Source organism: Hanstruepera sp. CR43 (genome assembly GCF_055227665.1).
The window spans coordinates 2,656,488-2,674,626 of the sequence record NZ_CP200078.1; the positions used below are offsets into that span (position 1 = coordinate 2,656,488).

An 18,139-nucleotide genomic window follows, 5' to 3' on the forward strand; every position below is an offset into this window, starting at 1 on the left:
TCTTTGTGGGCTATGACAAGAAGCGAAAGACAAGAGCTGATAGGCAAGGGGTTATTATTGCCTTTGATGGAAGAATTTTATACCATTCAAGGAGAAGGTTATCACAAAGGTACGGCTGCTTATTTTGTGAGAATTGGTGGTTGTGATGTGGGTTGTCACTGGTGTGATGTGAAAGAAAGTTGGTTGGCTGAATTACACCCACCAACTGAAACACATAAAATAGTCGAGAATGCTGTAAAATACAGTGACACGATAGTGGTGACTGGTGGAGAGCCCTTAACTTGGGATATGACCGAGTTGACTGCTCAATTAAAAGCGAAAAATGTCAAAACTCATATTGAAACTTCTGGAGCTTACAAATTAACGGGTACTTGGGACTGGATTTGTTTGTCTCCGAAAAAATTAAAATTACCTACAGAAGAAATCTATGCTAAAGCCCATGAACTTAAAATGATTGTTTACAATAAAAGTGATTTTAAGTTTGCTGAAGAACAAGCTGATAAAGTGAATAGTCATTGCAAATTATTTTTGCAGCCCGAATGGAGTAAACGTGATAAGGTTGTTCCTGAAATAGTGGATTATGTTATGGCTAATCCTAAATGGAAAGTATCTTTACAAACGCATAAATATTTAAATATACCTTAAAAGAAGCCTTCGCTTCTTATTTTTTTTTGATAATCTTACTTTTTTTAATTGTCTAGGATAATATACTATTAATTAATTTTATAATTTTAATCTAAACTCATTAATTAATTATAATGTGTAATTAAATTTAATTTTATGATTTAATTATATAATATATAGTGTCATTTTTGATTTATATTTAAAATATAGATATTATGTGTGGAATAGTATGTGCTTTTGATTTAAAGCAAAAGTCAGATGATTTAAGACCTCAAATTCTGGAAATGGCAAAACGAATTCGTCATAGGGGTCCGGATTGGAGTGGGATTTATAGTGATGAGAAAGCAATAATGGCTCATGAACGATTGGCTATAGTGGATCCGGCTTCAGGTAAGCAACCACTTTTTAGTGATGATAAAAAAATGATTTTAGCAGCTAATGGCGAAATTTATAATCACAGGGAGTTACGCAAGCAGTTTCCAAATTACAACTTTCAAACTGAAAGTGATTGCGAAGTTATTTTAGCTCTTTATCAAGAAAAAGGTGTTGACTTTGTTGATGAGATGAACGGTATATTTGGCTTTGCAATCTATGACGTTGAGAAAGACGAGTATTTTGTGGCTAGAGATCACATGGGAATTATCCCGTTATATATAGGTTGGGATCAAAACGGAACGTTTTATGTGGCTTCCGAGTTAAAAGCTTTAGAAGGGGTTTGTACAAAAATAGAATTGTTTCCTCCAGGTCATTACATGTCTAGTAAAGATGGGAAGTTTGTTAAGTGGTACAATCGTGAATGGACGGATTATGAAGCTGTTAAAGAGAATGAAACCAGTATAGAAAAAATACAAAAAGCATTGGAAGATGCAGTGCATCGCCAGTTAATGAGCGACGTACCTTATGGCGTTTTATTGTCTGGTGGTTTGGATTCTTCTGTCACTTCCGCAATTGCCAAAAAGTACGCTGAAAAACGAATCGAATCTGACGATACACAAGCTGCGTGGTGGCCTCAATTACACTCGTTTTCTGTTGGTTTGGAAGGTTCTCCTGATTTGGCAGCAGCACGAAAAGTGGCTGACCACATAGGGACGGTGCATCATGAGATTAAATTTACGATCCAAGAAGGACTAGATGCCATTCGTGATGTGATTTACAACCTGGAAACTTATGATATTACAACAATACGCGCTAGTACACCAATGTATTTAATGGCGCGCGTAATAAAGTCTATGGGTATAAAAATGGTATTATCTGGCGAAGGTGCTGATGAATTGTTTGGTGGCTATCTGTATTTTCATAAAGCACCTAATGCCAAAGAATTTCATGAAGAAACTGTGAGGAAGTTGAGTAAGCTGCATATGTACGATTGTTTGCGTGCTAATAAGAGCTTGGCTGCTTGGGGTATTGAAGGTCGGGTGCCTTTTTTAGACAAGGAATTTATGGATGTGGCCATGTCTATTAATCCTCAAGATAAAATGATTAATGGAGATCGTATGGAAAAATGGGTGGTTCGTAAAGCGTTTGAAAGCTATCTTCCAGAAAGCGTGGCTTGGCGACAGAAAGAACAGTTTAGTGATGGTGTTGGCTATAGCTGGATTGATACCTTAAAAGATATGGTTAATAAGGAAATATCTGATGAGCAAATGGCAAATGCTCATTTTCGATTTCCAATTCAAACACCGCAAAACAAAGAAGAGTTTTATTATCGTTCTATTTTTGAGGAGCATTTCCCTAGTGATACTGCAGCAAAATCGGTGCCGCAAGAACCAAGTGTGGCCTGCAGTACCAAAATAGCATTGGAATGGGATGAAGCATTTAAAAACATGAACGACCCTAGTGGAAGAGCGGTTGCAAAAGTGCATACAGACGCCTATTAGATTGATTTATAATTAATAGTCTAAATAAATTGAGGTTGGTATTTATATCAGCCTCTTTTTTTAATGGTACTGGATATAAAATGGAATCACAATCATTCAAAACCCTTATATTTACTGGATATGACATATAGATGACATTTAAATGTCGTGTTAAAAACCAACTGCTTACAGTAGATTTGTATCAGAAAAATAATCGAAATGAATAAAAATTCTTTAAGCGAAAATTTAACCTATCAAAGAAAATTAAAAGGTTATACGCAAGAACAACTTTCTGACAAAACTACTGTTACAGTTCGAACCATTCAGCGTATAGAAAAAGGTGACGTACAGCCACATCTTCAAACGGTAAAACTATTGGCTGCTGGTCTTGAAATCGAGATTGATGAGTTACTCATTCTAGAAGATCCAAATCAGGAAGTTATACAACGTAAATGGATGTTGTTACTTCACGGTTCTCCTTTTTTAGGATTAATTATCCCCTTTGGAAGTATTTTGTTTCCACTTTTTCTTTGGATTCATAAAGCTGAAGATAGTAAGGTATATGATGGGCATGGTAGAGCTGTTGTAAATTTTCATGGGACAATTACCTTGCTGTTCATTTTGTCATTACTGTCATTTTTTATTATTCCAGGTTATAATTTTTTTATTTCTGGAGCGATTGTGCTTTTTGGTATTATCACCACGATATATAATATATCAAGATCACTACAAACAGGTACTTGTAAGTATCCATTATCAATTCCTTTTTTGAAACCAAAAGAGGTCTAACCTTAATTTAAAACGTATTTAAAATGTTAGGATTATTAATAATAATAGTAATCTCATGGGCCCTCTTACGCTTTATTGAGAAAAAAAACATCGATGTTTTAGGAATTATTCCTTACCCAAATAGACTGTTTCAATTCTTTATTGGGCTTGTTTTTATGATGCTTCTGTGTCTTTTGATGGTTGCTGCTGAAACATATATTTTAAATGTTGAGTGGAAACAAAAGGAGACTATTGATTACAGTTTAATCTTCCAATCTTTCATTTATCATATAAGATCGGCTTTAACCGAAGATTTAGTTTTTAGAGGAGCAATTTTGTATGTGTTGATTCAAAGAGTTGGTCCAAAAAAAGCTATTTTGTTGTCTGCGTTTTGTTTCGGTGTTTATCATGTGTTCTCGTACGGTATGATGGCTGAAGGAGTAATCCCAATCGCATATGTTATTTTGGTAACGGGATTTACTGGGTATGTTTGGGCCTATACATTTCATAAAACCAAGTCAATAATGTTGGGTTTAGGCTTTCATTTGGGTTATAACTTTTTAATGACCTTCTTTTATGAGTCGTATCCTTATGGTGAGTTGATTTTTGTTGAGTTGTCAAAAACGTCTCTTGAGGATTGGAGCTGGGTTTTGTTTAATCTGGGCAAAGGGCTCCTGCCATCAATTGTTACATTAATCTTTGTGAATTATTTAATTAAATCAACACTTATAATTAAATCAAGCCCACATTAAAAATCTTCCAAAACGTTTGTAAAAAATATCCTAAATTAGAGTTGTGCTTTAGGTTAAAAAAACTAAAGTTAAAAACTGAATTATGATTGTTACTAAAAATATTAGTTTCTCTAGGATGCTAGGTTTTACTGGGCGTCATTTTCTATGGTTAATTCCGCTAATGGGATCCATAGCACTGCTATACCATTTCAATGTTTTAGATTTTAAAATTCCTTGGGTACCTATTTCTGTTATTGGTACTGCGGTGGCTTTTTATGTTGGTTTTAAAAATAATCAGTCCTATGATAGACTTTGGGAGGCTCGAAAAATTTGGGGTGGTATAGTTAACGATAGTCGTACTTGGGGAATGATGGTAGATGGTTTTGTCACTAATTTGTTTGCCGAAAATAAAAAATCGGATGACGAAATTCATACAATCAAAAAACGCTTGATTTATCGTCATATAGCTTGGCTGTATGCGCACAGGAGTCAATTGTTGGTATCAACCTCTTGGGAGCATATTAATCAATCGGGGCATTACAAAAAAGTAGCTGAAAAATTTCAGCAAAAATTTGGAGTCGGCCTAATAGATGATGATGAAACTAGAAGTAATTTAAGTACATTTTTGCAGTCAGAAGAGCACGATCGCTTGGTAAGTGCCGTAAACACTGCCACCCAAATTATCAATGAACAATCAAGGGATTTGAAGGAATTAAGGGCAGAAGGCCTGATAGATGATTTTCGTCATATGGAATTGGAAAATGTGCTTCGAACTTTTTATGAGCTTCAAGGTAAGAATGAACGTATTAAAAAGTTTCCTTTGCCAAGGCAGTATGCTAATATGAGTCGGTATTTTATAGGTATTTTTATTGTTCTTTTGCCTTTTAGTTTGATTCCAGAAATGATGGATGTTGGTAATTTAGGATTGTGGCTGGCTGTTCCCGTAGTTGTATTAATAGGTTGGGTATATGTAGCTATGGAGCTAGTAGGGGATTATTCCGAGAATCCATTTTCAAGTATGGCAAATGATATTCCTATGTTATCTTTATGTCGAGTGATAGAAATAGATTTGCGACAGATGCTGGGGGAAACTGATTTGCCGCCAAGCATTGAATCTAAAAATGGAATTTTGATGTAGTTTTTGTGTCTATTATTAAATTAATGAAATGTAAAATAAACGATTTAAGACATTTTGGAATTTTTGACCTTTGAAACTCTCACAAAAATCAATCGAAATTCAATTTAAGGTATTTTTTAGACCATTTAAGACACTTTCTGGTAATCAACAAATGTTAATAAAAAACAATCAAACTTACTGAAACGCTTTCAATAAGCTTTATTTATTCGTATATTTGTAAGTATCCAAAAATGATGCGCAGGCGTCATTTTTTTATTGTAAAAAATTAAGATTTAAAGATATAATTCATGAGTGAAGAAAATAAAAAACAGTATTCAGCCGACAGTATTCAGGCGCTAGAGGGTATGGAGCATGTACGCATGCGTCCATCTATGTATATTGGAGATGTTGGTGTAAGAGGATTACACCATTTAGTATATGAAGTTGTAGATAATTCCATTGATGAAGCTTTGGCTGGACATTGTGATAATATCACTGTAACCATAAATGAAGATAACTCCATAACTACTGAAGATGATGGTCGTGGTATTCCTGTGGACCTTCATAAAAAAGAAGGTGTCTCAGCATTAGAAGTTGTTATGACCAAAATTGGTGCAGGTGGTAAGTTTGATAAGGACTCCTATAAAGTATCTGGTGGTTTGCATGGTGTTGGGGTAAGTTGTGTTAATGCACTATCTGAACATTTAAAAGCAACAGTTTACAGAGATGGTAAGGTATGGGAGCAGGAATATGAGCGCGGAAAAACACTTTATCCTGTAAAGCAAATCGGCGATACTGATAAAAGAGGTACCACGGTAACCTTTAAGCCAGATCCAACCATTTTTACACAGACTTTAGAGTATAGCTATGACACCTTGGCTAGTAGAATGCGTGAATTGGCTTACCTTAATAAGGGCATAACCATACATTTGGTTGATAGACGACATAAAAAGGATGATGGATCTTTTGAAGGCGAAACATTCCATTCCGAAAATGGTCTGCCAGAGTTCGTAAAATTTCTTGATGGTAACCGTGAACCCTTAATGCAAGATGTTATTGCATTTGAAGGTGAAAAAAATGGTGTCCCAGTTGAGGTCGCCATGGTTTATAATACATCTTATGCCGAGAATTTACATTCTTACGTAAATAACATCAACACGCATGAAGGCGGAACGCATCTTTCTGGATTCCGTCGTGGATTGACTCATACTCTTAAAAAGTATGCCGATGAATCGGGAATGTTGGATAAACTGAAGTTCGATATTGCTGGTGATGACTTCCGTGAAGGTTTAACGGCTATTGTTTCTGTTAAAGTGGCAGAGCCACAATTTGAAGGGCAAACGAAGACCAAATTGGGTAACAGAGAAGTGTCAGCTTCAGTGAGTCAGGCGGTTTCAGAAATGCTTACCGATTATTTGGAAGAACATCCGGATGATGCTAAAACCATAGTTCAAAAAGTAATTTTAGCTGCTCAAGCCCGTCATGCTGCTCAAAAGGCACGTGAGATGGTGCAACGTAAAACGGTTATGAGCATTGGTGGTTTGCCAGGTAAATTAAGTGATTGTTCAGAACAGGATCCAGCAAAATGCGAGGTGTTCTTGGTTGAGGGTGACTCGGCAGGTGGTACAGCCAAACAAGGACGTGATCGTGCTTTTCAAGCTATCTTACCATTACGTGGTAAAATTTTAAATGTTGAAAAAGCCATGACCCATAAGGTGTTTGAGAACGAAGAGATTAAAAACATTTTTACCGCACTTGGCGTGACTATCGGGACTGAAGAAGATAGTAAAGCTTTGAACCTTTCAAAACTTCGTTACCATAAGATTGTTATCATGTGTGATGCGGATATTGATGGAAGTCATATTGCGACCTTAATTTTGACTTTCTTTTTTAGATACATGCGTGAATTGATTGAAAATGGTCATGTTTACATTGCAACACCACCACTATACTTGGTTAAAAAAGGAAATAAAAAACAATATGCTTGGAATGATAAAGAACGAGATACCGTTGCTGAAGAATTTGGAGGAAGTGTCAGTGTGCAACGATACAAAGGTCTTGGGGAAATGAATGCTGAACAATTATGGGATACAACTATGAATCCGGAATTCAGAACTTTACGGCAAGTGAATATTGATAACGGTAGTGAAGCCGATAGAATTTTCTCAATGCTTATGGGTGACGAAGTGCCACCTCGAAGAGAATTTATTGAAAAGAATGCCATTTACGCCAATATCGATGCGTAAGATCGTTTTGCTATGTTGCTTTTGTCCATTTTTTGGGTATTCGCAGTTTGAAGGTTTTCAGAATGACCTAGAGGCAGTCACTCAAGATTTAATTTTTCTAACTGAAAAATATATTTCACCAGCAGCTGATGCGTCGGTTTATCAATCGTCAGGTGGTTGGTATACTAATTTTACTCCTAAAAATAGATTTGATGTAGAAATTTCTTTGCAATATAATTTGCTGTTCATTCCTAACAAAGAAAAGAACCTTTTAGTGAATGAGTCTGAATTACAAAATTTAGGGATTCAGGGAGCCTCAACATCTGCAGAAATTCCAACAGCATTGGGAGGCGATAATTTTGTGGTTCTAGAGGGTCATATTGGTGAAGAAACTTTTGAGTTTGATTCGCCTGAAGGAATTGGGCAAGAAACAGTTAAACATGGTCAAATACAAGTTGCAGTTGGTGTTTTAAAGAACACAAATTTAATAGCTCGTTTTGCACCTAATATAAATATTAATGAAACTAAATATAGTTCATTCGGGGTTGGATTGTCTCATAATATTGGCGCCTGGTTTAAATCATTAAGAGAGAAACGTTTTTACTTTGGTGTTTTGTCAACCTATACAAACTATTATGTTGAAGATGAATTTAATGAAGCCGATTTGATTTTGGGAACCATCAATGCCATAAAGGTTAAGGGGAATTCTTTTGGTTTCAATTTAGTGGCTTCCAAATCGGTGAAACAATTTGATTTTTCAACAGCCATTGGATTGGCTTCGACAAAGTTTAATTACGAAGTTGGTGGTTCCAATAAACAGGATTTTATTGATGTTTTAGGTTATTTGAATGATTCTTTGAAATCTTTAGAGGAAACCCAGACTAATATTAAGTTTGATTTAAATGTCAATTACAGAATAAAGGATTTCTCTCTAAATACGATGTTGACTTTAGGTCAATACGCTAATTTAAACATGGGAGTTAGTTACAATATTAATTAGAGTTTCGATCCCTTAATCGTATTCAAATTCATACATTTGCAAAAAAATATCAATAACAAAAAACATATAAATTATCATGAAAGTTACAGTAGTTGGAGCAGGAGCAGTTGGTGCTAGTTGTGCAGAATATATTGCCATTAAAAATTTTGCCAGTGAAGTTGTTTTACTGGACATCAAAGAAGGCTTTGCCGAAGGTAAAGCGATGGATTTAATGCAAACCGCTTCCTTAAACGGATTTGATACCAAAATTACAGGAATTACAAATGATTATTCAGCAACCGCTGGTAGTGATATCTGCGTCATTACTTCTGGTATTCCTAGAAAACCAGGTATGACTCGTGAGGAGTTGATTGGTATTAATGCTGGTATTGTAAAATCAGTATCATCTAGTTTAATTGAGCACTCTCCAAATACAATCATTATTGTAGTGAGTAACCCTATGGATACTATGACTTATTTGGTTCATAAAACAACCAATTTACCAAAACATAAGATTATCGGAATGGGTGGTGCTTTAGATTCTGCACGTTTTAAATATCGTTTAGCCGAAGCTTTGGGAGCACCTATCAGTGATGTGGATGGCATGGTAATTGGTGGTCACAGTGATGTTGGGATGGTACCTTTAACACGTTTGGCAACCAGAAATAGTGTATTGGTTTCTGAATTTTTATCTGAAGATAGATTGAATCAAGTTAAAGAGGATACCAAAGTTGGTGGTGCTACATTAACAAAATTATTAGGAACATCAGCGTGGTATGCGCCAGGTGCTGCTGTTAGTGGCTTGGTACAGGCTATAGCTTGTGACCAAAAGAAATTGTTCCCTTGCTCTACATTGTTGGAAGGCGAATATGGTTTAGATGATATTTGCATCGGAGCTCCTGTGATTTTAGGTAAGAATGGTATCGAAAAGGTTGTTGAAATTGATTTAAGTGATGCTGAAAAAGAGCATTTACAAACAAGTGCAGAAGGTGTTAGAAAAACTAACGGACTTTTAGAACTGTAATTTAGTAACAAAAATGCAAGTTGTGATACTAACGCTAAAACAACTTCAATTATTCAATAAATTTTAAAAACAAATCAAATGAAAAAAATACTTTTTGTTTTAGTATGTGTATTAAGCTTGTCATCATTTGCTCAAGAAGCAATATCCGAGGGTATAGCAAAGTCAAAGCAAACCATGTCTAGTGACAATGAACAAATGCAAGCACAGTTAGCGATGATAGGTGACGTGTTGACAACAACTTACTTTAAAAACAATAAGACACGTTCTGAAACTTTTAATTTAATGTCCGGAAACTCCATTACTATTATGAATGCCGACACTAAAGAAATGTTGATAATGATGGATAATCAAATGGTTGGCAAGAAATACATGACAAAAAGTATGGAGCCAGGAGAGGAAGACATGAAAGATGTCACTATTGAAAAGGGAGATGAAACTAAAACTGTTTTAGGTTATGAATGTCAAGAATACAACTTGACTGTGTCAAAAGATGGAGCGGAGGTTAAAATGGATATGTTTGTGACTGATAAAATTTCAGCCATTTCCAATCAAGCAGTTCAAATGGGTACTAAAGTGGAAGGTTTTCCGCTTTATATGGAAATGACTATGTCACAAATGGGCATGAATATTAAAGTTACCCACGAAGTGACAGAAATTAAAAAGGAAACCGTTTCTGATGAAAAATTTGAAATGACTCCTGAAGAAGGTTATGAAAAAACCGATAAGTTAATGGGTTTTTAAGATGAAGTAACTCATATTTACAGCTAATCCTGTAAATTATGCATTATATATAAAGACTGTAGCAATACAGTCTTTATTTTTTTATATTTGGCGCATGAGAACAAAAATACATATCGGTATTTTAATCCTGATTTTGACTTGTTTGGGTGTTGTTAGCCAACAGCAAACTCACAAGGCCAATCAGGAAATCGTTTTTCATTTCAATGATGTCCAGCCTTCATCGAATGAGGCTCAAAGCACTATTCAAATTGTAAAAATAAAATTACAGGAGTTAGGTGTTGAAAATATTAATATCAGTAATCAAGATGAGGACAAGTTAAAAATCACGTATTACAGCAGGGCTGATATTGCTAGCGTAAAAGAGGTGCTTTTTAATGAAATGAAATTAAATCTTGATTTTGCATTTAAGCCCAATAAGACAAATGGTGATCATTCATCAAATTCCAACGAGGTTGATTTCGATTTAGATATCTATGAAATACAAAACACGCATCAATCCAATTCTGGCTTTGACAACTGTGTTTTGGTCAAAAAATCTGAAATAGACCGATATTATGATCCAAATTCTTGGTTTACTTTTTTCGGACTACAACTTAATAATGATTGTGATAACCAAAAAGTTGCTTTTAGGATATGGTGTTATGTAGAAAATACAATTAGTAACCCATCTTATGTTTTTCCAGAAGTTAGAGCTGGACCTGCTCACTTTGGGAATTCATAATCTATCTTCCCTTTTCAAATAATCTTAAAATGATCATGACGTGAAAATGCTTATTTTAAGTAGTCTTCGTTAGATACCATGAAGACTTTTTACAACTATTTTATTTAAGAAAATTAATTGTCAGATTTTGTAGTAAATTCTATATTTGCTCGGTTTAAAAAAATTTGACCCTAAAATATTTATACAATGCAAAATAAAGGATTAGTAAAACTATTTGCGGTGTTGTTTGGTTTGGTGAGTATCTACCAATTGTCATTCACATTTAAAGCAAATAGCATTGAAGATACTGCTGTGGCAGTTTCTAACGGTGATGAAGTTAAAGAGCGCAAGTATCTAGACTCTTTATCAAATGAAGATGTATTTAATTTAGGTATTGCTAACTATACCTATAATGAAGTTAAGGAAAATGCCATGAATTTAGGTCTTGACCTAAAAGGAGGTGTTAGTGTTATTCTTCAAGTATCTGTAAAGGACATCTTAAAAGGTCTTGCTAACTATAGTAAGGATCCAGTTTTTAATAAAGCACTAGACGATGCTTCAGAACTTCAGAAGAACAGCCAGAATGATTTTGTGGAAGACTTTTTCATAGCGTTTGATGCTATTAAAGGTGACACGAAATTAGCATCTCCAAATATTTTCTACACTCGTGCTTTAAACGGTGAAATAGAAGGCTCTATGACTGATGATGATGTGAAGCCTATTATCAGACGTAAAATTGATGAATCAATCGTTTCAGCTTTCGAAGTATTGCGTAAGCGTATTGATGAGTTTGGTGTTACATCACCAAGTATCCAACGTTTAGGTAGTTCAGGACGTATTTTGGTTGAATTGCCAGGTGTTAAAGACAAAGAACGTGCTATTAAGTTATTACAAAGCACCGCTCAATTGGAGTTTTGGGATGTTTACAAACGTGATTTGTTTGGTCCGTTTTTAGTTGAAGCCAACAACTTGCTAAAAGATATGGAAGCTCCAAAGGTTGATTTAGAAACCGAGGCTACAGATCAAGAAGCTGAAGAGGCTACTGAAGATGATGCTATTGCTGACTTATTAGGGTCAGATCCAGATTCAACAGCAGTTGAAGTAAATCCGTTAAGAGATTTGTTATTTCAGTCACCTAACCCTGCAGTTTTAGCGGTTGTTAATATTAAGGACAAAGACAAAGTCACGGAGTATTTGAACATGCCGCAAGTAAGAGCTTTGCTGCCTGCTGAACAACGTAATGTAAAATTTGTGTTTGGGAAACCAGCAAAGGATAGTGAAGTAGTTGATTTATATGCTTTAATTGGAAACCGAGACAATGTGCCACCTTTAAGTGGTGCAGTGGTAACTGATGCACGTCAAGATTATGATGCAGTTGGAAAACCAACGGTTTCTATGCAAATGAATGCTAAAGGTGCGAAGATTTGGGAGGAAATGACAGGTCGTGCCTATAATCAGGGAACTCAAATTGCCATTGCTTTAGATAATGTGGTGTATTCAGCACCTGGTGTAACCACCGGACCTATTTCAGGCGGAAACTCATCTATTTCTGGAAATTTCACTTTAAATGAAGCAACCGATTTAGCCAACGTATTACGTGCCGGTAAATTACCAGCTTCTGCTGATATTATTCAAGGTGAAGTAGTTGGCCCATCATTGGGACAGGAAGCTATTGATAGTGGTAAAATGTCGTTTTTAATTGCATTAGGCTTGGTATTGGTTTGGATGTTCCTTTACTACGGTAAGGCTGGTTTATTTGCAGATATTGCCATGTTGTTTAATATCTTATTGATTTTTGGCGTGTTGTCAGGCCTTGGAGCAGTATTGACATTGCCAGGTATTGCGGGTATTGTTCTAACCATTGGTATGTCGGTGGATGCTAACGTACTAATCTTTGAGCGTATTCGAGAGGAATTAGCAAAAGGAAAAGGTATGAAGGAATCTATTGCCGATGGTTTCAGTAATGCACTTTCTTCAATTTTAGATGCCAATATCACGACAGGTTTAACGGCATTGATATTATTTATCTTCGGTACAGGACCAATCAAAGGTTTTGCTACAACGTTATTAATAGGTATTGGTACATCTTTATTTACGGCAATTTTCATTACGCGTTTATTGGTTGATTGGTATACCGAAAGAGGTGGAAGCCTTGACTTCAGTACAGCAATAACTAAAAACCTATTTAGAAATATTAACATTAATTTCTTGAAGAAGCGCAAAGCGGCTTATATTATTTCTGGTGCTTTAATTTTAGTTAGTTTAGGGTCATTATTTACTAATGGTTTAGATCAGGGTGTCGACTTTGTTGGAGGTCGTACGTATCAAGTGCGTTTTGATCAAGACGTAAGTGCCAATGAAATATCATCTGTATTAACTGATGCATTTGGAAGTGCTGAAGCCAAAACATTTGGTAATGCTAATCAATTGAAGATTACAACCAAATACAAAGTGAATGAAACGGATAATGCTGTAGATGAAGAAATTAGAAATGCATTATATAACGGTTTGCAACCATACTTAAATGGTATTTCGTATGACGACTTTATAAAAGATGACGCTCATAAAACAGTTGGTCTGATGAAGTATTATAAGGTGAGTCCTACGATTGCTGATGATATCAAACAGGCATCATTCTGGGCTATTTTAGGGTCATTGATTGTTGTGTTCTTATATATCTTATTCAGATTTAAAAGATGGCAATTCTCACTGGGTGCGGTTGCCGCTGTTTTCCATGATGTTTTGATTGTTTTAGGTGTATTCTCATTGACTTACAAGTACATGCCTTTTAGTATGGAAATTGATCAAGCATTTATTGCAGCTATATTAACGGTCATTGGTTACTCGTTAAACGATACGGTTGTTGTATTTGATAGAATTCGTGAATTCTTCAATGAGCATTCAAGTTGGCCGTTTAACAAAGTTATTAATGTGTCTTTGAGTAGTACGTTAAGTAGAACATTGAATACGTCTTTAACTACGTTAGTGGTATTGTTGGCAATCTTCATTTTTGGAGGTGATTCCATAAGAGGGTTCATGTTTGCATTGATTGTTGGTGTGGTAGTAGGTACCTACTCATCATTATTCATAGCAACACCTTTAATGTATGATTCAGTTAAAAAAGGAGATGCAAAAGAAGCTCTTAAAAATAAAGTAAAAGAAGAGGATTTGGATGAGGCTAAAGCGTAACTCCTAATTCTGATAAAACAAAAAAAGCCTTTTTGAATCTTCAAAAAGGCTTTTTTGTTAAATTCAGTTTTAGATTATTGTTTGGTATAAGTTATTTTATCGCCAACTTGTAGATTCCATTGTTTTACCAATCCAGCATTGACTTCCAACACGTATTTCGCTGGGGCATTTGAAGGCAGGGAATTTTCGTTTAGGGGTTGGGCATTTTCCTGAAAACTAACCATGGTTTTTTTATCATCTATATAGATAATATCCAACGGGAAACGTGTGTTTTTCATATAAAATGAACGTGACCTGGAATCTTCAAATATAAATAGCATCCCATGATTTTGGTTCATTGAATCCCGATACATTAAGCCTGTTTGTGTTTCAAACTCATTATCAGCAATCTCGATATCCAGAGTTTGAATTAAGGAATCATTAGAAGCTTTAAATATTTGTAACTCACCTTCTTTTTTAAAAGTAACTTTCTTTTGGGATACTGCTTTCGGTTCATCCTTGCATGAAGTAAAAGATGTTAAAAGGATAATACTTAAAGAGAGTATGGTTATTCTAAAATATTGCCTGATCATAACAATTATTGAGCAGATTTTGGTTTAAAAAGAAACATAAAATAAAGCCCAATTAAAATAAACGGAATACTTAACATCTGGCCTGTGTTTAAACCTAACATAGTAATATATTCGTCGCCTTGAGGTTCTTTGACAAACTCCACAAAAAACCGAATGGTCCAAAGCATTACTAAGAACAGACCAAACAAAAATCCAGCTTGTTCTGATTTTTTAGTTTTATCGTAAACGTACCATAAAATTAGAAAAACAAAAATGTAGCAAAATGATTCATATAATTGGGCAGGATGCCTGTAGGGTACGGCCTCTAAATAATTTTGAAATTGCGGGTTGTTTGCGATGGCATTATAAGCCTCTTGTGGACTTTGAATCCCTGTTAGCTGCATGGCCTCGTTCTTCGTGTATTCTTCTTGAATAAAACGCACTCCTAAAGATGAATCAGTAACCTTACCAATGATTTCAGAGTTAATAAAGTTTCCTATTCTTATAAAAACAGCACCTGAAGCCACCGAAATGACAACACGGTCTAGTATCCACATCAAGGATTTATACTTGTATTTACGTCTGTATAAGTACATACCGATTATGATGCCAATTGCAGCACCATGACTGGCAAGTCCTTGAAATCCAGTGAATTCAAAGCCGCCCTTAAATTTAAATGGGAGAAAAATACTGAAGAAGTCTTCTGATATCAATTCAGATTGATAAAATAACACGTGTCCCAAACGTGCCCCAAGCATGGTTGCTAAAACAGTATAGATGAAAAGCGGATCCAAATATTCTAAATTCACCTTTTCTTTAGTAAAAATGCGCTTCATGATATACCATCCTAGAAGAAAGGCAACAATCCACATCATGCTGTAGAAATGTAATTTAAAATTTCCAACAATATCTATACCTGTTATAGGATTCCAATCAAATTTCAGTAAATACATAGGTTTTTAATTGATGTAGTAAATATAAATAATTGAAAACGGATACGAAAGCAATGAAATGAAAGACATGATATTTTAAGGAACTGGGTCATATCCTGAACCACCCCAAGGATGACAACTAAAAATCCTTTTTATGGCTAATTTGCCACCTTTCCATAAACCATATTTCTCCAAGGCTTCCTTTGAATAGTGGGAACAAGTAGGCTGATATCTACAAGTAGCAGGTGTCAGAGGAGATATAAAAATTTGATAGACTTTTATTAGAAATAGTAGAGGTGCAATGAGTATTTTTTTCATGACTAATTAGTCGAAAAAGTGGTACCATCCCTACTGTCGTTTAATTGAATGCCAGCTTCAGCCAATTCGTCCCGGATTTTATCTGATAAAGCAAAATCTTTATTGGCGCGGGCTTCTTGCCTCATTTGAATTAGAATTTCAACAGCTCCGGAAAGCTTGTCCGAATCCGTATTGGATTTTGTAGCATTTTCCAAACCTAAAATATCAAACACAAATGCATGCATAGCATCTTTTAAAACAACCAGATCACTCTGTGATACGCTTGCCGATCCATCATTAATCTGATTTATATATTTTACCGCTTCAAACAAGTTTGCTATGACAATAGGCGTATTGAAATCATCATTCATGGCGTCATAACATTTTTGTTTCCATTCGGATATATTAAAACTAGATTTTTCGCTAGTCTTCAAAACGTCCAGTAAATTGATGGCATCCATTAGTCTGAAAAATCCTTTTTCACTAGCCAATAAACCATCATTGGTGAAATCTAATACACTTCTGTAGTGTGCTTGCAACATGAAAAAACGAGCCACACTAGGAGAATAAGCTTTGGTAATATGTGGGTTGTCTCCTGTGAAAATTTCATTAGGTAAAATGTAATTCCCGGTTGACTTCGCCATTTTTTTACCGTTCATAATCAGCATATTGGCATGCATCCAATAGTTGACAGGAGCGATATTATTGGTTGCTTCTGCTTGAGCAATTTCACACTCATGATGCGGAAATTTTAAATCCATACCACCACCGTGAATATCAAAATGCTCGCCTAAATATTTAGTGCTCATAGCGGTACATTCCAAGTGCCATCCCGGAAAACCATCGCTCCATGGAGACGGCCAACGCATGATATGTTGTGGTTCGGCTTTTTTCCATAGTGCAAAATCCTGGGGATTTTTTTTGTCACTTTGACCATCTAAAACCCTAGTATTATGGATGAGATCTTCAACATTACGCTTGCTTAAGATACCATAAGGTTTGGTTTCATTATATTTTAAAACGTCAAAATACACGGACCCATTTACAACGTATGCCAATCCATTATCAATAATTTCCCTGATAATTTCTATTTGTTCAATAATATGACCAGTAGCAGTTGGTTCTATACTAGGTGGTAAAAAATTGAATTTGTTTAAGATATTGTGAAAGTCCACAGTGTAACGCTGAACAACCTCCATGGGTTCGATTTCCTCCAAGCGCGCTTTTTTAGCAATACGATCTTCTCCAACATCGGCATCATTCTCCAAATGACCAGCATCTGTAATATTTCTGACATAGCGAACTTTATAACCCAGATGCTTAAAATAGCGAAATATCATATCAAAAGACATGAAGGTTCTAACGTTGCCCAAATGGACATTGCTATATACAGTAGGCCCACAGACATACATGCCAATGTGCCCATCATTAATGGGATTGAATATTTCTTTTTCGCCGCTTAAAGTATTGTAAACTTTTATTTGCTGTTGGTCAAATAATTGCATGGAATTTGGTTAGGTTTAATTAGAACGAAGTGTCAAGTTTTATATAGTCAAGAAATTCTCTGCGGGTGGCCTTTTCTTTGAATTTACCACCAAATTCAGATGTGACTGTACTGCTTTCAGTATCTCTAATACCCCTGGAATTCACGCACAAATGCTTGGCGTCAATAACACAGGCAACATCTTCTGTTCCCAGAACTTCTTGCAGTTCTTTAACTATTTGAATGGTCAATCGTTCCTGTACTTGAGGTCGCTTGGCATAATAATCAACAATACGATTCATTTTGGATAAACCAACAACGGTACCGTTGGAAATATAAGCTACATGTGCTTTTCCAACAATAGGTAATAAGTGGTGCTCGCAGGTTGAATAGACCGTGATATTTTTTTCCACCAACATTTCACCATACTTATATTTGTTTTCAAAGGTTGAAGCGCTTGGTTTTTTGGCTGGATCCAGTCCGCCAAAAAGCTCCTTCACAAACATCTTGGCTACTCTGTTTGGAGTCCCTTTTAGACTGTCATCTGTCAAATCAAGGCCTAAAGTTTCCATAATGCGCCTAACATCATCTTTGATAATTTCAATTTTCTCATCTTGATTCAGTTTAAAGGCATCTTTGCGTAATGGTGTGTTGGCAGATGTGCCTATATGGTCATTGCCCAAAGCATCAAAATCTTCTAAATCAGTATTAAATTTCATGTAATAGAAATATAAGGGTTTTAATCTGCAAAGATAAGCATTTCCATTTTTTCAAAATGGGTTATTAACAAACAATTAATTTCACCGAATTTTTAAGGGCTTTTTTCTATTTTTTTCTTATTTTTCCCCACTTATAGTTATATTGCTAAAATTATAGTTTTCGCACCCTGTCTATCTATTAAAAAAATTAAAATACCCTCTTT

General features: G+C 35.3%; 16 protein-coding genes. 11 read left to right on the plus strand and 5 right to left on the minus strand.

Annotated elements, in window-relative coordinates:
• Positions 1-12: 12 nt before the first annotated feature.
• From ACKXGU_RS12185 to secDF, 11 genes are all read left to right on the plus strand, one after another.
• The gene (locus tag ACKXGU_RS12185; RefSeq protein WP_463465562.1) at positions 13-645 is read left to right on the plus strand and encodes a 7-carboxy-7-deazaguanine synthase QueE; all 633 of its coding nucleotides are present in this window, start codon (positions 13-15) and stop codon (positions 643-645) included.
• Between the two features lie 194 nt (positions 646-839).
• Positions 840-2,501, plus strand: a complete 1,662-nt coding sequence (asnB, locus tag ACKXGU_RS12190; RefSeq protein WP_463465563.1) for an asparagine synthase B — start codon at positions 840-842, stop codon at positions 2,499-2,501.
• A gap of 198 nt (positions 2,502-2,699) precedes the next feature.
• A complete protein-coding gene (locus ACKXGU_RS12195) occupies positions 2,700-3,269 on the plus strand; it encodes a magnetosome magnetite crystal formation protein family (RefSeq protein ID WP_463465564.1) in 570 nt (189 codons plus the stop codon).
• 23 nt (positions 3,270-3,292) lie between these two features.
• Positions 3,293-4,000 carry a lysostaphin resistance A-like protein gene (locus tag ACKXGU_RS12200; protein ID WP_463465565.1) on the plus strand — a complete coding sequence of 236 codons (708 nt, stop codon included), beginning with the start codon at positions 3,293-3,295 and terminating at the stop codon, positions 3,998-4,000.
• Between the two features lie 82 nt (positions 4,001-4,082).
• Positions 4,083-5,117 (plus strand): bestrophin family protein, encoded by a 1,035-nt coding sequence (locus tag ACKXGU_RS12205; RefSeq protein WP_463465566.1) that lies wholly within the window; start codon positions 4,083-4,085, stop codon positions 5,115-5,117.
• A 287-nt stretch (positions 5,118-5,404) separates the two neighbouring features.
• Complete coding sequence (gyrB, locus tag ACKXGU_RS12210) at positions 5,405-7,342, plus strand: DNA topoisomerase (ATP-hydrolyzing) subunit B (protein WP_463465567.1); 1,938 nt, start codon at positions 5,405-5,407, stop codon at positions 7,340-7,342.
• The gene (locus ACKXGU_RS12215; RefSeq protein WP_463465568.1) at positions 7,335-8,321 is read left to right on the plus strand and encodes a DUF6588 family protein; all 987 of its coding nucleotides are present in this window, start codon (positions 7,335-7,337) and stop codon (positions 8,319-8,321) included. The genes gyrB and ACKXGU_RS12215 overlap by 8 nt, the downstream gene beginning before the upstream one ends.
• A gap of 76 nt (positions 8,322-8,397) precedes the next feature.
• Complete coding sequence (gene mdh / locus ACKXGU_RS12220; RefSeq protein WP_463465569.1) at positions 8,398-9,324, plus strand: malate dehydrogenase; 927 nt, start codon at positions 8,398-8,400, stop codon at positions 9,322-9,324.
• Between the two features lie 78 nt (positions 9,325-9,402).
• Positions 9,403-10,065: a hypothetical protein gene (locus ACKXGU_RS12225; RefSeq protein ID WP_463465570.1), complete on the plus strand. Its 663-nt coding sequence runs from the start codon at positions 9,403-9,405 to the stop codon at positions 10,063-10,065.
• Positions 10,066-10,159: 94 nt separating this feature from the next.
• A complete protein-coding gene (locus tag ACKXGU_RS12230; protein WP_463465571.1) occupies positions 10,160-10,786 on the plus strand; it encodes a hypothetical protein in 627 nt (208 codons plus the stop codon).
• Between the two features lie 186 nt (positions 10,787-10,972).
• A complete protein-coding gene (secDF, locus tag ACKXGU_RS12235; protein WP_463465572.1) occupies positions 10,973-13,954 on the plus strand; it encodes a protein translocase subunit SecDF in 2,982 nt (993 codons plus the stop codon).
• A gap of 74 nt (positions 13,955-14,028) precedes the next feature.
• Here the strand turns inward: secDF and ACKXGU_RS12240 are convergent, their stop codons facing one another.
• The 5 genes from ACKXGU_RS12240 to folE form a co-directional block, all read right to left on the minus strand.
• Entirely contained in the window at positions 14,029-14,526 is a 498-nt protein-coding gene (locus ACKXGU_RS12240; protein WP_463465573.1) for a DUF192 domain-containing protein, read from the minus strand.
• A 5-nt stretch (positions 14,527-14,531) separates the two neighbouring features.
• The gene (lgt, locus tag ACKXGU_RS12245; RefSeq protein WP_463465574.1) at positions 14,532-15,458 is read right to left on the minus strand and encodes a prolipoprotein diacylglyceryl transferase; all 927 of its coding nucleotides are present in this window, start codon (positions 15,456-15,458) and stop codon (positions 14,532-14,534) included.
• Between the two features lie 75 nt (positions 15,459-15,533).
• Complete coding sequence (yidD, locus tag ACKXGU_RS12250) at positions 15,534-15,755, minus strand: membrane protein insertion efficiency factor YidD (protein ID WP_463465575.1); 222 nt, start codon at positions 15,753-15,755, stop codon at positions 15,534-15,536.
• Between the two features lie 2 nt (positions 15,756-15,757).
• Positions 15,758-17,239: a cysteine--tRNA ligase gene (gene cysS / locus ACKXGU_RS12255; protein WP_463465576.1), complete on the minus strand. Its 1,482-nt coding sequence runs from the start codon at positions 17,237-17,239 to the stop codon at positions 15,758-15,760.
• Between the two features lie 19 nt (positions 17,240-17,258).
• On the minus strand, positions 17,259-17,936 hold the full coding sequence (folE, locus tag ACKXGU_RS12260) for a GTP cyclohydrolase I FolE (RefSeq protein WP_463465577.1): 678 nt from the start codon (positions 17,934-17,936) through the stop codon (positions 17,259-17,261).
• Positions 17,937-18,139: the final 203 nt, after the last annotated feature.

What these genes read in the sequence shown, in the direction of transcription:
- ACKXGU_RS12185 (WP_463465562.1), top strand. Translation starts at nt 13, where the DNA reads ATGACAAGAAGCGAAAGACAAGAGCTGATAGGCAAGGGGTTATTATTG.
- asnB (WP_463465563.1), top strand. Translation starts at nt 840, where the DNA reads ATGTGTGGAATAGTATGTGCTTTTGATTTAAAGCAAAAGTCAGATGAT.
- ACKXGU_RS12195 (WP_463465564.1), top strand. Translation starts at nt 2,700, where the DNA reads ATGAATAAAAATTCTTTAAGCGAAAATTTAACCTATCAAAGAAAATTA.
- ACKXGU_RS12200 (WP_463465565.1), top strand. Translation starts at nt 3,293, where the DNA reads ATGTTAGGATTATTAATAATAATAGTAATCTCATGGGCCCTCTTACGC.
- ACKXGU_RS12205 (WP_463465566.1), top strand. Translation starts at nt 4,083, where the DNA reads ATGATTGTTACTAAAAATATTAGTTTCTCTAGGATGCTAGGTTTTACT.
- gyrB (WP_463465567.1), top strand. Translation starts at nt 5,405, where the DNA reads ATGAGTGAAGAAAATAAAAAACAGTATTCAGCCGACAGTATTCAGGCG.
- ACKXGU_RS12215 (WP_463465568.1), top strand. Translation starts at nt 7,335, where the DNA reads ATGCGTAAGATCGTTTTGCTATGTTGCTTTTGTCCATTTTTTGGGTAT.
- mdh (WP_463465569.1), top strand. Translation starts at nt 8,398, where the DNA reads ATGAAAGTTACAGTAGTTGGAGCAGGAGCAGTTGGTGCTAGTTGTGCA.
- ACKXGU_RS12225 (WP_463465570.1), top strand. Translation starts at nt 9,403, where the DNA reads ATGAAAAAAATACTTTTTGTTTTAGTATGTGTATTAAGCTTGTCATCA.
- ACKXGU_RS12230 (WP_463465571.1), top strand. Translation starts at nt 10,160, where the DNA reads ATGAGAACAAAAATACATATCGGTATTTTAATCCTGATTTTGACTTGT.
- secDF (WP_463465572.1), top strand. Translation starts at nt 10,973, where the DNA reads ATGCAAAATAAAGGATTAGTAAAACTATTTGCGGTGTTGTTTGGTTTG.
- ACKXGU_RS12240 (WP_463465573.1), bottom strand. Translation starts at nt 14,526, where the DNA reads ATGATCAGGCAATATTTTAGAATAACCATACTCTCTTTAAGTATTATC.
- lgt (WP_463465574.1), bottom strand. Translation starts at nt 15,458, where the DNA reads ATGTATTTACTGAAATTTGATTGGAATCCTATAACAGGTATAGATATT.
- yidD (WP_463465575.1), bottom strand. Translation starts at nt 15,755, where the DNA reads ATGAAAAAAATACTCATTGCACCTCTACTATTTCTAATAAAAGTCTAT.
- cysS (WP_463465576.1), bottom strand. Translation starts at nt 17,239, where the DNA reads ATGCAATTATTTGACCAACAGCAAATAAAAGTTTACAATACTTTAAGC.
- folE (WP_463465577.1), bottom strand. Translation starts at nt 17,936, where the DNA reads ATGAAATTTAATACTGATTTAGAAGATTTTGATGCTTTGGGCAATGAC.